This is a genomic window from Grimontia indica, from assembly GCF_000333895.2.
Lineage (GTDB): Bacteria > Pseudomonadota > Gammaproteobacteria > Enterobacterales > Vibrionaceae > Enterovibrio > Enterovibrio indicus.
This window is the reverse complement of record NZ_ANFM02000013.1, coordinates 38,611-54,476: the sequence shown is the minus strand read 5'-3', so window position 1 is coordinate 54,476 and position 15,866 is coordinate 38,611. Positions and strand designations below refer to the sequence as shown.

Sequence of the window (15,866 nt, the reverse complement as noted above, 5' to 3'; positions counted from 1 at the left end):
GTATTTGCTACTGAGCGAATACGAACAAGCCGCGCACTCCAAAAATGGATAGCACGGCTTGTTTGCAGGTCGGATAAAAGTTAAGCCAGATTAGCTTTAACCAATTGGCTGATTTTACCCATGTCAGCTCGGCCCTGAACCAAAGGTTTCAGAACGGCCATGACTTTACCCATGTCTTGCATGGAGCCTGCTCCAGAAGTTGCGATGGCTTCTTTCACCAGAGCATCAACTTCTTCGTCGCTGAGTGGCTTTGGCATGAACTCTTCCAGAACGGAAATTTCTGCCAGTTCCACATCAGCCAGGTCATCACGGCCTGCTGACTGATATTGCGAAACAGAATCACGACGCTGCTTAACCATTTTGGTCATCACTGCCAGCACTTCGTCTTCGTTCAGAGTTTTCTGACCGTCAACTTCTTGCTGTTTAATTGCAGCCATGATCAAACGGATAGTGCCAAGACGAGGTTTGTCTTTGGCTTTCATCGCCGTTTTTTGTTCGTCTTTCAGACGTTCAATCAATTCCATCTCGCAATCCTGTATTAATCGTAATTAGTACAGGCGAACGCGACGTGCGTTTTCGCGAGCCAGCTTTTTCAGGTGGCGTTTAACTGCAGCTGCTTTAGCGCGTTTGCGAACGGTAGTCGGCTTTTCGAAGTGCTCACGACGGCGAACTTCAGAAAGGATACCTGCTTTTTCACAAGAGCGCTTGAAGCGACGCAGTGCTACGTCGAATGGTTCGTTTTCACGTACTTTAACTACTGGCATGTGCCTTTCACCTCAGGGGTTAGTCAGTTATCGCTGGAGACAGATTGACCAGCTTTGATTAAAAATGGTGCGGAATTCTAATCCGATACTAGGGTGCTTGTAAAGCATAACTGGTGAATTTGATGCCGCCCATGTAAGATTGCCGCCTGATTTAGAAACCAGCAGATCGAAAGCGGATCGATCTGTGATCCAAGTGAGCTGAGGTGTTATGCGAATTCTGGGCATCGAGACGTCGTGCGATGAGACCGGCGTGGCTATTTATGATGATGAAAAAGGTCTGTTAGCGCACCAGTTATACAGCCAGGTAAAACTGCATGCTGATTACGGCGGTGTGGTGCCTGAACTGGCTTCTCGCGATCACGTTAAGAAGACGATTCCGCTGGTTAAAGCTGCGCTGAAAGAAGCGGGCCTGACGCCGAAAGACTTGGATGGCGTGGCTTACACGGCAGGTCCGGGTCTGGTGGGAGCACTGTTGGTTGGTGCGACGATTGGCCGAAGTCTGGCTTATGCGTGGGACATTCCTGCGGTGGCAGTTCATCATATGGAAGGTCACTTGCTGGCGCCGATGCTGGAAGATAACCCTCCTCCGTTCCCGTTTATTGCGCTGCTGGTATCAGGCGGTCACTCGATGATCGTTGAAGTAAAAGGTATCGGTGAATACCAGATCCTTGGCGAATCGATTGATGATGCTGCCGGCGAAGCGTTCGACAAAACTGCGAAGCTGATGAACCTGGATTACCCGGGTGGCCCTCTGCTTTCTAAGCTGGCAGAAAAAGGCGACAGCAGCCGCTTCACTTTCCCACGTCCAATGACCAATGTACCCGGCTTGGACATGAGCTTTTCTGGCTTGAAAACCTTCACCGCCAACACCATTGCCGCGAACGACAATGACGACCAAACCCGCGCTGATATCGCCCGTGCGTTTGAAGATGCTGTCGTTGATACCCTGGTGATCAAGTGTAAGCGCGCTCTGAAACAGTGCGGTATGAAGCGTGTGGTGATTGCTGGCGGCGTGAGTGCTAACCGTCACCTACGTGCCAAGCTGGAAGAGCTGGCGAACAATATCGGTGGTGAAGTTTACTACCCACGCACTGAGTTCTGTACCGACAACGGTGCCATGATTGCTTACGCTGGCATGCAGCGCCTGAAAAACGGCGAGCACAATGATTTGGGCGTGAAAGCTTTCCCACGCTGGCCGATTGATACGCTTAAGCCGATTGAAGGGTAAGAGTGAAGAACAGGTCCTAGAAAAAGAAAGGTCCTAGATCCTAGGAAGAGCAAAAAGCAGAGCTTATAGAACAGAAAAAGCGGCAACTGAATTTCAGTGCCGCTTTTTTTATTTGTCTGTGTTGGGGCCAATCTCTTCTAGGACCCTAGGACCCTAGGACCCTAGGACCCTAGGACCCTAGGACCTCAAATCTCTTTCCCTTCCTGCTCTTCACTCTCCGCCAGCTTCTTCTTTTTGTTCCAGATCTTCTGCTCTTCGCCACGGATGAGACGTTTAATGTTTTCCTGATGGCGGAAAATGATAAGACAGGAGAGCATGGCGACAGGCATGGTGAACTGGGGTTTGACCATCCACGTAAAGAGTGGGGCAAACAAAGACGCGAGAAGTGCGCCGACAGAAGAATAGCCCGTGACTAAAACGGCAGCTATCCATGTCCCTAACATCATGCCGGTGAGATCTAAGCCTATAGGTGCAATGGCACCGAGTGCAGTTGCGACCCCTTTACCGCCACGAAAATGAAAGAAGATGGGGTAGATGTGGCCGAGGCAGGCCGCGATACCAATCAGGCCGAGCATGAAAGGATTGACGCCCAACAGGTAGCTTACCCAGACAGGAATAGTGCCTTTGAGCATGTCGCACAGCAGCACGAGTGCCGCAGCGAGCCGACCACCTAAGCGGAATACATTGGTCGCACCTGGATTACCTGAGCCTTGTTCTCGTGGGTCTGGCAGGCCATAGAGACGACAGATCAATACTGCGCTGGATATGGAACCCAGTAAATATGCAAGTACGATCATCAATAGGCCAAAAGCAGTCATTCAGTCATCCAGTTTGAACATTCGCTAGGGCGGCGAGAACTTGGTATAGTTCGCGCACCAGACACAAAGTATCCAATTTTTTAAGGATATTGTGTAGATATAATGAGCGCTCAGGCTATTTTTGCCGTGGCGCTGGTTGAGCCGATGTTACGTGCTTTTGCGCATAATGGGTATCCGACCTCTGATATTTTTGAGTGAACATGGATTTAGTATTTATTGAGCAGCTTGAAGTCGTGACCACTATCGGCGTCTACGACTGGGAACAACAAATCAAACAGAAGCTGGTGTTTGATATTGAAATGGCACACGACAATAAACCTGCGGCAGATAGCGATGATGTGGCTTACGCACTGGACTATGCCTCAGTGAGTGGTGCGATTATCGATTTGGTCGAAAACGGCCGTTTTCTCCTAGTGGAACGCGTTGCTGAAGAAATTGCGGCGCTGATCCAATCCCAATTCTCTGTGCCTTGGGTTCGCGTAAAAGTGAGCAAGCCAGGTGCTGTGCCTCAGGCCCGCACCGTGGGTGTGGTGATTGAGCGAGGCGCCAAGTGACTCAGGTTCTCGTGAGCGTCGGCTCGAACATTGAGCGCGAGCATCATATCTCTGAAGGTATTGCTGCACTCAGGGAACTCGACCCTCAATGTCGTTGCTCCCGCATTTTTGAAGCTGTTCCCGTCGGCTTCGAAGGTCCTAATTTTTATAACCTTGTCGTTGAACTTCATACCGAACTGAGCCTCGAAGGCATTATGGCTGCATTGCGTGAGATTGAATCGCGCTGGGGGCGTGAGCGAGATGCTATCAAGTTCCGTGATCGCACGTTGGATATCGATTTGCTGACTTACGGTGAGCTGTCGCAGCCGGAAGGCCCGACATTGCCGCGCAACGATGTGTACAAATTTGCCTTTACCCTTTGGCCGTTGGCAGAGCTTTGCCCTGACCAAACCATTCCGGGTGATGACAAAACTTATCAAGAAGCGTGGGATGCTTTCTCAGAAGAACAACCCCTTTGGCCGGTGACCGATTTTTCCCTTTAATAACTATAAGTGACTTAAAACTATGAGCATGTTTGAAGCCTTTGCGCTGGCTTTAATTCAGGGTCTGACGGAGTTCCTCCCCGTCTCAAGCTCTGCGCATCTTATTCTTCCGTCAGAAATTCTAGGTTGGCAGGATCAGGGCTTAGCCTTTGATGTTGCTGTTCACGTGGGTACCTTGCTTGCTGTTGTGGGCTACTTCCGAAAGGAAGTAACGCAATTGCTGGGCGCATTCTTCCGCTCCATCTTCAAAGGCGAGCGTTCTTCTGATGCCACGCTGGCATGGATGATTGCACTGGCGACGATTCCAGCCTGTCTGTTTGGCCTTTTCATGAAAGATATCATCGAAATTTATCTGCGTTCAGCGTGGGTGATTGCGGTGACCTGTATTGTTTTCGGCCTGCTGCTTTGGTGGGTTGATGTGAAAGCCAAATGCGAGTTTGACGAATACAAAACCACGCCGAAAATGGCGCTGTGGATTGGTATTGCACAGGCGCTGGCGATGATCCCGGGTACTTCCCGTTCTGGCGCGACCATGACCATGGCCCTTTACCTGGGTTACACCCGTGAAGCTGCGGCGCGTTTTTCTTTCCTGATGTCGATTCCAATCATCGTACTGGCGGGTTCTTACCTTGGCCTTGGTCTGGTGAAAAGTGACGTACCTGTCATGTGGGCGCCGATCATGACTGGTGTGCTGGTTTCATTCATCAGTGCGTATGCGTGTATCCACTGGTTCCTGAAACTCGTGACCAAGATGGGCATGAAGCCATTCGTGATTTACCGTGTGGCGCTGGGTCTTGGCCTAATGGCGTTCCTGGCGACGCGATAAGAGCTTGAGGGCTTGGAAAAGCAGATCCTAGGCCCTAGGAATAGCAAGAGCAGATCCTAGGAATAGAAAAAGCGGCAACTGCTAACAGTGCCGCTTTTTTACGTCTGAAGTTGGAGATACTGCCTTCTAGGACCCTAGGACCCTAGGACCCTAGGACCCTATTCCCTTCCAGATACTTTTTCACCGCTTCAATTCGCTGCTTTGTCAGCTCTTCCCGTATTGCTGGGCCTTTAAAACCTGCAGCGACAATCGGTTTCACTTCCACAGCACTTGCTGCATCAAACGCGCCGGTCAGCCATGCTGACTGCGGATAGTCACGCTCTTCAAATCCTGTGCGGCCTTGGTGATCGGCTTTGCTTGCGGTGGCGAGCTGAGGGATTTTCTCGGGCTTTCGCCAGCAGTCATTGCGGTCAAATATCTTGACGAAAGTGGCGGCTTTTAATTCGCCTGCGTTGTGTACATTGGTGTGCTCGGCGCAGACCAGAAGGGCGGCGTCGCGGTAGGCGTTCGGTACACGGATGCGCTCGCACAGGGTTTTAATCGGTTTCAAACCGAGCTTGGTATGTAGCTTGTGGCTTGGCCATTCCTCCTGTGGTGTCAGCCCCTTGCCCAAATCATGAACTTGAGCAGCAAAGCGGATGACTGGGTCTTCCGTCAGTAATGCAGCTTGTCTGGCGACCATTAGGGTGTGAATACCGGTGTCGATTTCCGGATGCCACTGTTCGGGCTGAGGTACGCCGAACAGGGCGTCTATCTCAGGCAGCACGACAGCCAATGCACCGCAGTCTCGCAGCACGCTTAAGAACACTTCAGGATGCTGGGAGGTGAGTGACTTTTCCCATTCTTTCCAGACGCGCTCGGCGGTCAGGGCGTCAAGCTCGCCGCTTTCGACGATTTCCTGCATCATCGCGAGGGTTTCATCAGCCACGCGAAAACCAAGATGATGAAATCTCGCCGCAAAGCGTGCAACGCGCAGCACGCGTAGCGGGTCTTCTACAAAAGCAGGGGAAACATGGCGAAGCAGACGATCGTTGAGATCTTGCTGGCCACCGTAAGGGTCAATGAGAGATCCATCTTCGGCTTTCGCAATGGCATTGATGGTCAGATCGCGTCGCTGCAGGTCTTCTTCCAGTGTGACATCTGGTGCGAAATCACAAACAAAACCTGTGTAGCCTTTACCTGATTTGCGTTCTGTGCGCGCCAGTGCATGCTCTTCATGGGTTTTAGGGTGGAGGAAAACGGGGAAGTCCGAGCCCACTTGCTGGTAACCAGCGTTTAGCATGGAATCAATGTCTGCGCCGACCACGACCCAGTCCCGATCTTTGACTTCCAGGCCGAGGAGTTCGTCGCGAACGGCACCGCCGACAAGGTAGGTTTTCACATTACTATCCGAAATCTAAGCAATAATGTGATCATCATATACCGAAACCATGGGTCTATGCAGGCGCGAACCGTGCGCAGAATACAGGGATGTGTGTAAAAGCTGCGAACCTGTCCCTGATTACACAGTCTGAAGCTGTGACTGGCTTTACTTCATCTTTAGGCCGCGCTACCTTGCGAGCCATTGAGGGAACAGAGAAATATTCATGTACCAAGACTTTTTCCGGTTAACCGAGTCGCCATTTGCGATCGTGCCCAACCCTAAATTTTACTTTTTGAGCGAAAGGCACAAAGAAGCGCTGAGTCATGTCTTGAACGGCATTGAGGATGGCGGCGGTTTGGCGCTTTTAACCGGTGAAGTGGGGACGGGTAAAACCACCACCATGAAAGCCTTGTTGGATCGCATGCCTGAGAAAACGCAGGTTGCAACGATCCTGAATCCGAGTGTGTCTGTTCTCGAACTGCTTCAAACGCTTTGCGATGAGCTGGGCGTGGAATACAAAGAGGAAGACAGCTTTAAGCGCCTCTATGACGCCATATCCGATAAGCTGTTCAATAACGAATCCAAAGGCATCCAAACTGTGTTGCTGGTGGATGAAGCCCAGCATTTAATGCCGGATGTGTTGGAGCAGCTTCGCCTTCTTACCAATATCGAAACCTCTTACCGCAAGCTGTTAAAAGTGATTCTGATTGGTCAGCCTGAGCTGCAGCAAATGCTGCGTCAGTCTAATCTTCGTCAGCTTGCTCAGCGCATTACCGCGCGTTATCACCTGATGCCGCTCTCGCCGGATGAAGTTCATCAATACATCACGCACCGTATCAGCTGCGCAGGTGGTTTGGAGCCTTTGTTTGATGGGGCTGCCATTAAACTGATTGCCAACGAAACGGGCGGTGTGCCACGTCTGGTGAACCTGGTGTGTGATAAAGCGCTGAAGATGGCGTTTAAAGAATCGCGCCAGAAGGTCAATAAAGTCATTGCGGCGCGTGCTTGTCAGGACGTATTGGAATGGCAGGGCGTGGTACAAAGCAAGCCACAGACTGACTACAAACGTTATTGGCCTGTTTATGCCGGTGCGATTGGTGGTGCAGCCTTACTTGCTATCGCTATTCGGGTTGGGCTCGGTGTTGGCAGCGAGGACGAAGCGATTGTGGTCGCCACAGAATCTCCTGCTCCTGTGGTTGTCACTCAGCCGGCTGTTGTTGAAGTGGTTGAACAACCAGCGCCTGTCGTTGTCGTTTCCGAGCCGGCACCTGTGGTGAAAGTCGAGGCTAACAAGCCGGTCCAGACTATTGTCACTTTGCCACTTAGCGAAGTGACTCGTGAGAGTCTGAGTGCAGGTTCGTCGATGCAGTCCCTTTATAAGCTTTGGGGCTTTGATGCCGATGTGTTGGCAGCGGGCTGTTCATCAGATGTGCGTGGCGAGCTTGCCTGCTTTAAAGGAAACTTACCGCTTTCCCAATTGTTGACCATCGACCGCCCAGCAGTGTTGGAAATGAACGGCACAGGTGGCCAGAATTGGTTTGCCGTGTTGTATGGCAGAGGTGACGGTCAGTTTGAATTGCTGGCAGCTGACAAACGTCTGCTGGTCAGCGAAGAATTCCTGAACCAATACTGGAGCGGCGAAGCCTTGGTGCTTTGGCGTCCGCCATTGGGCAACTCGAACTTTATCCGCTTTGGTCAGCGCGGCGAGCGCGTTCAGTGGCTGGATCAGCGCCTGAATCTGGTGCTGGGCGAGAATGCGCCGGTATCTAATACCTTTGGTCAAGAGCAGCGCGTGAAAGTGCGTGAGTTCCAGCGCAGCAAAGGCTTGGATGCTGACGGTATCCCTGGAGCTATGACCTTTATGGTTCTGGACTCTGTGCTGCAAATGCCTGGGCCAACGCTGGTGGGCAGCATTGATGCTACTCCGGGCGAGAAGCTGGCGCTTTCAGATGGTGAGATTGTGGTGATGCCAGATTCAGATGTCTTTGAACTTGCGCTTGAGCCTTTGCCGCAGCCTGTCATTGAGCCAGTTGAGGAAGAAGAGGTTGCTCAGTCTGAGCCGTCAGAGCCTGAAGTGGTAGAAATCGGCAGCACAACCTTTACCGCGCCGAATCAGACACAACTGAAAGGGAATGACGAGCTGACATTGGAAGATTTGGACTTGTCTGAGCTTTCCCCTGAGCTGGCACAGAAAGTCGAAGCCGCCATGGGCAGTGATAAGTCTCGTACCTTGGAAGCGAAATTGGACCGCGCTCAGCCAGAGAGCAACGTTGTGCCGATTGCTGAGCTGAATTCTGCGCAATTGAACCGCTTACCTGCGATGGACTTTCAAACCCATATCTATACCTCTAATGAGAGTAACCGTTGGGTGAAGGTAAATGGAAAAGAAGCCCGTGAAGGTCAGTTTGTTGCAGATGGTGTGTTACTCCGAGGTATCGAGCCTCAGCAAGTGGTGGTGCAGTTTGAAGATGCGCTTATCGCGATTCCTGCGCTAACAACATGGTAATGCAAGAGTTCGCGTCTAGAGTTTTTTCCTAGGTCCTAGGTCCTAGGTCCTAGGTTCTAGGTTCTGGGTTCTGGGAAAAGTAGTAAAAGCCAAACGCTGTCGCCTTTTACGCTGATTCAAAAAACAAAAAAGCCGCTTACGCGGCTTTTTTTGTTGTCTTTCGGTTATCGCTTACGCCCAACCGTTATTACGCTTCTTGCGGCGTGGGATCAGGTGCGGCAGGATAAGACCAAACAGCAGACCACCACCCGCTACCATGCCACCGTAAGCAAAGTAGCGCATCAGAAGGTCATCTTTCTGAGTGTCGATACGTGCGCGCAGTTCGCGGATTTCGGTTTGCGCATCGATCAGCTTCTGGTTCAGTTCGCTGGTGTGTTGCTCCAGCTCTTTCACCTGTGCGTTACGCTGATCCAGAGATTCAATCAGGCCTTTGGTTTTTGCTTCGGCATCGCCTTGTGCACTTGACAGTGCTTCTTTTACCTGCTTCAGTTCTTCTTCCAATGCAGGTACACGAACTTTCAGGCCTGGTTGGTTAGAAACATACTTGGTCTCAACCCAGCCTTTACGACCACGATCATCGATAACTTGGGTGTAGCCTGCGTTACGGTTACTGTCCACAACTGTTACTTTCGTGCCCGCATCCACACTGCCGATAATACGGAACTGGGTGCCCGGGCCAGAATGCATGTAAGTGAAAAGCTCATCTGAGATGTAGTTGTCCTTCGCATGTGCAGCAGGGACCGCCAGCATCATAAGTACAGCCAGGGCAGAGAAAAGTTGCTTCACGGAGTATTCCTTTGTTTTGGTCGTGAGTATCTGTTTGTGCCAAATACTAAAAAATTTTGGGGTTCAGGTACAACAAAAGGGAGGCATAACCTCCCTTTTTTGACCGAAGACTGACATCACTGCACAAAAACGTGACTGAAATGCCTTTCTTAGTTTGTCTTATACGCCGAATGCAGCCTGCATAACGTAGAAGAAAATCACTGCAAGCAGCGCACCGGCTGGTAGGGTGACTACCCAAGAAGCCACGATATTACGCACGACACCCAGATTCAGAGCACCGATACCACGGGCAAAACCAACACCCAACACCGCACCGACCAGCGTTTGCGTGGTAGAGATAGGAAGGCCCGTACCAGATGCCAGAACAACGGTTGATGCGGTTGCCAGCTGAGCGGCGAAGCCACGGCTTGGTGTTAGCTCAGTAATACCTGAACCTACTGTCGCCATCACTTTGTGACCCAAAGTTGCCAGACCCACCACGATACCGATACCACCCAGAGGCAGAATCCACCATGCAATGGTGCTCTTCTCGGTGATTTGGCCCATGTGTTCAACGGTAGAAACGATAGCCGACAGTGGACCAATCGCGTTTGCTACGTCGTTTGAACCGTGTGCGAATGCCATGGCACAGGCTGTCACGACCATCAACAGGCTGAACACGCGCTCAACACCTTGATAGCCATTTGCGCTTGCTGTGTCGTCTTTGTATTTGCGGCTGATGTAGACGTAACCGAACATCATGATCAGAGAAGAAACCGCAATGGATACCATCACTGCTTCACCGGTAGAAAGATGCAAGCCGACGTGCTTCAGACCCTTCTTGATCGTCACCATAGCGATAATCATCGCTGTCAGGAACATGTATACCGGTACGAAACGCTTGGCATTGATCAGCGGTTTGTCGGTATCAAAAATCAAACGCTGGGCGCTGACAAAAATCGCGTAAGCGAACACACCGGAAATCAACGGCGTGACAAGCCAGCTGCCTACGATGCCTTGCACGGAACTCCAGTCCACCGCTTCGGTACCCACAGACACACAGGCGAAACCGATGATCGCACCGATGATGGAGTGGGTCGTAGAAACCGGCCAGCCCATGTAGGACGCAACCAGCAGCCAGGTACCCGCTGCCAGTAGCGCTGACATCATGCCGTAAACCAGCACTTCAGGTTGGGAAGCGTAAAGCGACGTTTCAATCACCCCTTTTCGGATGGTGTCTGTCACTTCACCACCGGCCAGATAAGCGCCGGCGAATTCAAAAATCATCGCAATGATGATGGCTTGTTTAACGGTCAGCGCTTTAGAACCCACTGACGTACCCATGGCGTTGGCAACGTCATTTGCACCGATACCGATAGCCATCATGAAACCAAAGACTGCGGCCACCAAAATAATAATGGTGCCGTAATTCGCTAGGATTTCCATTGTTTTACCTTGTTATCTCTTAGATGAATGGCGCGTTACGAGCGCGACAGCATCAGCTCTAGACGCGAGCCAACACGTTGTGCCTGATCAGCGATAGCGCCGACCCATTCAAGAATCTTGTAAAGGAACATCACATCAACCGGGTTGTATTCACTCTCGATTGACATCAATTGCTGGCGAAGCTTGATTTGCATTGAGTCAGTATCGCCCTCAATGGTATCCAACTGGTGGATCATTTCTTCAACCAGAGTGACTTCACGTCCTTTAAAGCCAGTTTCCAGCAGTTCATCCAATTCACTGATAACGCGACGTGCCTGTTCGGCAGCATCCAGACAACGTTGCACGTAAGCGACGAAGTCGGTGTAGAGCAAGGAAGGGACTTGGAGTTGTCGACCAATCACGCGGCCGGCAATATCTTTGGCGAGGTTTGCAAGCTTGTCCTGTTGGATAAGCAGGTCGAGCATGTCAGTACGATCTACCGGGAGGAACAGACCGCGAGGCAATTTGAGACGGATTTCACGTTTGAGCACATCAGCTTCTTTCTCAATCGTGGAAATCTCGTGGCGCAGTTGTTCTGCACGTTCCCAATCGCCTTTCTCACATGCTTCAAAGAAAGGGACCAACAGTGAACAGCAGTCATTAACGCGGCTCACGTGGCGTTGCAAAGGTTTTAAAGGGCTCTTTGCGAACAGCCCAACAATTGTATTTACAGGCATAGCCGTATCTACCTAAAAGACCTGTCCAAAGGATCAGGCTAAATATTACACCGGAACTCATCTGAATGTTTCAGGAGTATGAGTTTCTAGTGACGCGATGGTTATTTAGGCGGCGAATGTTATCGCAATCACATTTGTATTGATACCGTTTCAGATCAATGAAAGTCTCTTGCCCGACTTAGCGAATATCCATATCCTTGTTCTGCTATTGGTTATAGGTACCTTTATGGAAACTGAGATAGAGCTAAAGTTTTTTGTTTCGACGGATTTTTCACGCCAGATCCGGGACAAAATTGCTGATTTAAAGGTATTGCAGCAACGCCAGCGAGACCTCGGCAATATTTACTATGACACCCCGGATTACCTGCTGCGACGCCATGATATAGGCCTTCGTGTCAGACGTTATGATGACGTGTTTGTGCAGACACTGAAAACCGCAGGACGCGTTGTTGCAGGACTTCATCAACGTCCGGAATACAATGCAGAACTGGACTCTCCGGTTCCTGACCTTTCCTTGATCCCTGCCGATGCCTGGCCAGAAGGTTTAGACATCGAAGCACTCAGTGCTAACCTGAATCCTTTGTTCTCTACTGATTTTGAGCGCCAGCAGTGGCTGCTTGCGATGCCTGACAGCAGTCAGGTAGAACTGGCTTTCGACAGCGGCGAGGTCACAACGGAAGAGGGCGGTTATGACCCGATTTGCGAAGTAGAGCTTGAGCTGAAGTCTGGTCAGACGGATGCGCTGTTTGTGTTGGCACGCGAGCTGGCAGAAAACGGCGGCCTGCGTTTGGGTAACCTGAGTAAAGCCGCCCGTGGCTACCGCTTGGCGACAGGCTACGAAGGCGAGCCAGTGAAACCGCTGACCATGGTCAAAGTGAATGGCCTGATGACGGTAGAGCAATCATTTGTGAAAGCGCTCGAGCATGCGCTCGACCACTGGCATTACCACGAGCAAATCTACGTAGAGCGTCCTGAACAGAATGCTATCTTTGAGATGTGTAATGCAGTGTCGCTTATCCGTCAGGCTCTGGTGCTTTACGGCGGTCTTATTCCCCGTCGTGCCAGTGCGCTGCTTCGTCAGGAGCTGCAATGGCTGGAAGGGGAGCTGGAATGGGTTTATGAAGGCCGTGCCATTGAGCGTCTTCTCGACGACAAAGGTCACTTCCTGCGTAAACTGAACGCGCAAAAGCCGTTGATGGCAAAGCTCTCGGATCGCTATGACGCATTGCCAGAGCGTGCGGAAGTGTTGGAACTCCTGCACTCAAGCCGTTATTGCAACCTGCTGCTTGATTTGAGCCGTTGGATTCTTACCCGAGGCTGGCAACCGTTCCTGGATGACAAAGCCCGTGAGAAACTGGGTGAGCAAATCCGCCAGTTCGCTAACCGCTCGATGGCCCAATCCTGGGATGAGCTGTTGAGTGTCTTTGCGGAAGGTAATGAGCTGGATCGTTTTGCGTATCTGGATCAACAGCCGCGCCTGACCCGAAACCTGATGTCAGGGTGCTGTGTTGCTGCCCTTTATGACAGTGAAGAACGTGAAACCTTCCGTCTTCCTTGGCTGGATTTGTTGCAGGGCATTGAAGACTTTCAGCTGCTTGAGCCGGTCAGAAAGCTGGCTGATGATGAAGATTTGGAAGAGGAAGATCGCGCGCAGATCGAAAAATGGCTGGGTCGCAAGGAAGAATCTTTGCTGCATGCCATGATGCAATCGCGTCAGATTGGTCTACAGCTTGATCCCTATTGGGATATCTAAATTCTGAATATCGAAAAATAGCGCCTGATGGCGCTATTTTTTTGCTTGTTGCGGAGGTGGTTTGTCCTCCAGCTTGGCTTCAATTGCCGCAAGACGCTCCAATATTTCAGTTTGCTGCGTGAGAATCAGTTCCAGCGCTTCGCGGCGGCGTTCTTCTCTTTCCTGCGCTTTCTTCTCCGGCTTAGTGACATAGGAAGTCACAAGGCCGGTGATGGCACCAAAAATCCCCACGCCACACATAATCACTATTACCGCGACAGCGCGCCCTGCCGGCGTCACAGGGTAGTAATCGCCATAACCTACTGTCGAGATGGTGACAAACACCCACCAGATAGCATCGGTCAGGCTGGTGATGTTGGCTTCGACTGCGGGGCTTTCAAACGCAAATACCGCGGCAGAACCAGTGGAAACAAGAACCGTCAGGAGCAACAGAATGGTTGCCATGGTGGTTTCGTTTCTATTTTCGCTCATGTAGGTGAGCAGTGACTGACTTTGTTGAATAAGGCGTATGACGCGGAAGATTTGAAAAATGCGGGCGAAACGCAATGCTTCGACCACAGGAATGCTGGCGAGAATATCTATCCAATGTGTTTTCAAATAAGTGACTTTGTTATCACTTTTAAGAAGATGTAGGGCGATTTGTAGCAAAAATATCAGACAAATCAGCGTATCGATGCCTAGCAATAAGGTATAAAGAGGGTCGCTTTTAGGCAGCAATAAAATGGTAGTGACCACACAAAGTGAGACAAAGGAAAGCAACAGACTCAACAATCCCATCGGATTCAGATCTAAGTTTTTCGTTTCGGTCTCGCTCATCACTCAATAAACAACCTGTGCTGCCGTTAGTTCTTTAGGGCTCAGCATCTCTACCGAAGTTTACTCTCGACAGATACCTAACCCTATTCCGCTTGCTTTCTCTCTACTGTATCGCAGTTTAGGCGATGCAACTATCAAGGAGTCATCGAGAATGTCACAGATGATATTCAGGCCTTGGGAAAAGGCCGTTGCCAACATCAAACTGGTTCCCAAACTCATTCTTTTAATGGTTTTCAGTACCTTGCTATTGGTGGCAAAACAGCTGTGGGACGCCAATACGTTCCGAGACTCTGTCAGTGAGGTCACTGAAGCGCAAAGCCATAGTCTGGCATTGCGAAGTGCTGAAATGGCAAAAGAGCTTTTGAAAGAAGAGAACGGCACATCGCTGCTTCAGCGCGTGGTGAGCCGAGAAAACGCAACCAGCGAAATTAACCAATACATCTACTTCACCAACCGTAAAACAGGTGAAGTTCTTGCACACCCAAGTATCCGTAATTTTGATGGTTTGAACCTGCCACTTGAAAATGGCCGGATGCTGACGGAAGTGATTCGAAATACTCAGGGTGAATTTACCTACCATCTTGCCAACGAGGGGCGCCATGGCATTGCGGTGCCGGTAGGAAGCACCGATTGGCTGTCCATTTCTTCTCAACCAGATTCCGCGGCAGAACAATACTACAACGCTTATCTGATTCAGGTGGCATGGCAAACCGCGCTTATGATTGTTGCCTTTATGGTCATCCTGCTGGGCGGCTCTAACCTGATGCTTCGCCAAATCAATTGCTTGATAGACGGTATGCGTAATATGGCTCAGAAGAACCTGAGTGTGCCCGTGGTGATGGACTGCAAAGATGAGTTCGGTGAGTTGGCGCGTGAACTGGAAAAAAGCCGTATTCAACTGTCGAGCGTGATTAAAACGCAGCGTCACTCTTCGGAAGAATTGTCTGATATGGCTGAGGTGATGAGTATCAGCATGGATGAAACCCGTGAGTCTGCCAAAGAACAGTTCGGTGAAATTGACCAGTTGGCGTCAGCCATGAGTGAAATGACGTCCACGGTACAGGATGTGGCGGGTCATGCGCGTGCAGCTTCTCAGGCGACAGAAGCGTCCCGCGAGCAGGTGGCGAATGGTCAGCAGTACGTGAGCAACACGATTTCGACTATCAACAAGCTGTCTGATGATATCCGAGAGTCAGCGAGCGTGGTTAATCAGGTGGAAGAGCGCGTTGAGAAAATCAGTTCTGTGGTCGTGACCATTCAGGGGATTTCAGAGCAAACCAATCTGCTGGCACTTAATGCGGCCATTGAGGCAGCGCGTGCCGGTGAAATGGGACGTGGCTTTGCCGTGGTAGCAGATGAAGTTCGCAACCTGGCGCAAAACACGCAGAAAGCCACTTTAGAAATTCAAGATATGATCACCCAGCTTCAGTCTTCCGCTCAGCAGGCGGTTGGCTTGATGGAGCAAAGCGTGGTGGAAGCGGTGGAAAGCGTAGAGTCAGTCAGCAAAGCGGGTGAAGAGCTGAACCTGATTGTGGAGCAAATCTCCCAAATCAACGACATGAACTTCCATATCGCCACCGCCGCAGAGCAGCAAGCCTCTGTGGCTGATGAGATGAACCAGAATCTGACCAATGTCCGAGAGCTTGTGGAGGCGTCTGTGACTGTGGTGACTGAGCTGGCCGAAACCTCAGAAAGCATGCAGGGCAATGCAGAACAGCTGGATCTGAAAATCAAAGAGTTTGCGGTTTGATTTCCGTTTAGGAATGAGGAAGCCCACCGATTGTGTGGGCTTTTTTTATGATATTTTAAGGTTAACTAGAAAGCTCAAA

Annotated in this window: 15 protein-coding genes; 7 read left to right on the top strand and 8 right to left on the bottom strand. The window is 50.8% G+C overall.

Annotated features, from left to right (window positions below; genetic code table 11):
• Positions 1-80 precede the first annotated feature (80 nt).
• Together D515_RS08100 and rpsU are read right to left on the bottom strand one after the other, a co-directional pair.
• The gene (locus D515_RS08100) at positions 81-524 is read right to left on the bottom strand and encodes a GatB/YqeY domain-containing protein (RefSeq protein ID WP_002537657.1); all 444 of its coding nucleotides are present in this window, start codon (positions 522-524) and stop codon (positions 81-83) included.
• Between the two features lie 24 nt (positions 525-548).
• Entirely contained in the window at positions 549-764 is a 216-nt protein-coding gene (gene rpsU / locus D515_RS08095) for a 30S ribosomal protein S21 (protein WP_002537656.1), read from the bottom strand.
• Positions 765-972: 208 nt separating this feature from the next.
• Between rpsU and tsaD the strand changes: the two genes are divergently transcribed.
• Entirely contained in the window at positions 973-1,992 is a 1,020-nt protein-coding gene (gene tsaD / locus D515_RS08090) for a tRNA (adenosine(37)-N6)-threonylcarbamoyltransferase complex transferase subunit TsaD (protein WP_002537654.1), read from the top strand.
• 185 nt (positions 1,993-2,177) lie between these two features.
• On the opposite strand, the gene plsY is transcribed toward tsaD, so the two are convergent.
• On the bottom strand, positions 2,178-2,810 hold the full coding sequence (plsY, locus tag D515_RS08085) for a glycerol-3-phosphate 1-O-acyltransferase PlsY (protein ID WP_002537653.1): 633 nt from the start codon (positions 2,808-2,810) through the stop codon (positions 2,178-2,180).
• 194 nt (positions 2,811-3,004) lie between these two features.
• Here plsY and folB point away from each other — a divergent pair, with 194 nt between their 5' ends.
• Genes folB through D515_RS08070 form a run of 3 tightly spaced genes read left to right on the top strand, consistent with a single transcriptional unit; the run spans position 3,005 to position 4,672 of the window.
• Positions 3,005-3,364, top strand: coding sequence for a bifunctional dihydroneopterin aldolase/7,8-dihydroneopterin epimerase (folB, locus tag D515_RS08080; RefSeq protein ID WP_039849772.1), 360 nt, complete (start codon positions 3,005-3,007; stop codon positions 3,362-3,364).
• The gene (folK, locus tag D515_RS08075) at positions 3,361-3,846 is read left to right on the top strand and encodes a 2-amino-4-hydroxy-6-hydroxymethyldihydropteridine diphosphokinase (protein ID WP_002537650.1); all 486 of its coding nucleotides are present in this window, start codon (positions 3,361-3,363) and stop codon (positions 3,844-3,846) included. The genes folB and folK overlap by 4 nt, the downstream gene beginning before the upstream one ends.
• Positions 3,847-3,868: 22 nt before the next feature.
• Positions 3,869-4,672, top strand: a complete 804-nt coding sequence (locus D515_RS08070; protein ID WP_002537649.1) for an undecaprenyl-diphosphate phosphatase — start codon at positions 3,869-3,871, stop codon at positions 4,670-4,672.
• A 142-nt stretch (positions 4,673-4,814) separates the two neighbouring features.
• Here the strand turns inward: D515_RS08070 and D515_RS08065 are convergent, their stop codons facing one another.
• Complete coding sequence (locus D515_RS08065) at positions 4,815-6,053, bottom strand: multifunctional CCA addition/repair protein (protein WP_002537648.1); 1,239 nt, start codon at positions 6,051-6,053, stop codon at positions 4,815-4,817.
• A 205-nt stretch (positions 6,054-6,258) separates the two neighbouring features.
• On the opposite strand from D515_RS08065, the gene D515_RS08060 reads away from it, so the two are divergent.
• A complete protein-coding gene (locus tag D515_RS08060) occupies positions 6,259-8,541 on the top strand; it encodes an AAA family ATPase (RefSeq protein WP_002537646.1) in 2,283 nt (760 codons plus the stop codon).
• A gap of 171 nt (positions 8,542-8,712) precedes the next feature.
• Here D515_RS08060 and D515_RS08055 read toward each other — a convergent pair whose 3' ends face one another.
• The 3 genes from D515_RS08055 to D515_RS08045 form a co-directional block, all read right to left on the bottom strand.
• On the bottom strand, positions 8,713-9,327 hold the full coding sequence (locus tag D515_RS08055; RefSeq protein ID WP_002537645.1) for a TIGR04211 family SH3 domain-containing protein: 615 nt from the start codon (positions 9,325-9,327) through the stop codon (positions 8,713-8,715).
• 159 nt (positions 9,328-9,486) lie between these two features.
• Entirely contained in the window at positions 9,487-10,752 is a 1,266-nt protein-coding gene (locus tag D515_RS08050; protein ID WP_002537644.1) for an inorganic phosphate transporter, read from the bottom strand.
• 35 nt (positions 10,753-10,787) lie between these two features.
• Complete coding sequence (locus D515_RS08045; protein ID WP_002537643.1) at positions 10,788-11,468, bottom strand: TIGR00153 family protein; 681 nt, start codon at positions 11,466-11,468, stop codon at positions 10,788-10,790.
• Positions 11,469-11,694: 226 nt separating this feature from the next.
• On the opposite strand from D515_RS08045, the gene D515_RS08040 reads away from it, so the two are divergent.
• Positions 11,695-13,221, top strand: coding sequence for a CYTH and CHAD domain-containing protein (locus D515_RS08040; RefSeq protein ID WP_002537642.1), 1,527 nt, complete (start codon positions 11,695-11,697; stop codon positions 13,219-13,221).
• A gap of 33 nt (positions 13,222-13,254) precedes the next feature.
• Here D515_RS08040 and D515_RS08035 read toward each other — a convergent pair whose 3' ends face one another.
• Entirely contained in the window at positions 13,255-14,037 is a 783-nt protein-coding gene (locus tag D515_RS08035; protein WP_002537641.1) for a potassium channel family protein, read from the bottom strand.
• Between the two features lie 151 nt (positions 14,038-14,188).
• Here D515_RS08035 and D515_RS08030 point away from each other — a divergent pair, with 151 nt between their 5' ends.
• Positions 14,189-15,787, top strand: coding sequence for a methyl-accepting chemotaxis protein (locus tag D515_RS08030; protein WP_002537640.1), 1,599 nt, complete (start codon positions 14,189-14,191; stop codon positions 15,785-15,787).
• Positions 15,788-15,866 lie beyond the last annotated feature (79 nt).

Bases quoted from the DNA above. Each gene is read 5' to 3' on its own strand.
- D515_RS08060 (WP_002537646.1), top strand. From the start codon at position 6,259: ATGTACCAAGACTTTTTCCGGTTAACCGAGTCGCCATTTGCGATCGTG.
- D515_RS08050 (WP_002537644.1), bottom strand. From the start codon at position 10,752: ATGGAAATCCTAGCGAATTACGGCACCATTATTATTTTGGTGGCCGCA.
- D515_RS08070 (WP_002537649.1), top strand. From the start codon at position 3,869: ATGAGCATGTTTGAAGCCTTTGCGCTGGCTTTAATTCAGGGTCTGACG.
- D515_RS08045 (WP_002537643.1), bottom strand. From the start codon at position 11,468: ATGCCTGTAAATACAATTGTTGGGCTGTTCGCAAAGAGCCCTTTAAAA.
- rpsU (WP_002537656.1), bottom strand. From the start codon at position 764: ATGCCAGTAGTTAAAGTACGTGAAAACGAACCATTCGACGTAGCACTG.
- D515_RS08030 (WP_002537640.1), top strand. From the start codon at position 14,189: ATGTCACAGATGATATTCAGGCCTTGGGAAAAGGCCGTTGCCAACATC.
- tsaD (WP_002537654.1), top strand. From the start codon at position 973: ATGCGAATTCTGGGCATCGAGACGTCGTGCGATGAGACCGGCGTGGCT.
- D515_RS08100 (WP_002537657.1), bottom strand. From the start codon at position 524: ATGGAATTGATTGAACGTCTGAAAGACGAACAAAAAACGGCGATGAAA.
- plsY (WP_002537653.1), bottom strand. From the start codon at position 2,810: ATGACTGCTTTTGGCCTATTGATGATCGTACTTGCATATTTACTGGGT.
- D515_RS08035 (WP_002537641.1), bottom strand. From the start codon at position 14,037: ATGAGCGAGACCGAAACGAAAAACTTAGATCTGAATCCGATGGGATTG.
- D515_RS08040 (WP_002537642.1), top strand. From the start codon at position 11,695: ATGGAAACTGAGATAGAGCTAAAGTTTTTTGTTTCGACGGATTTTTCA.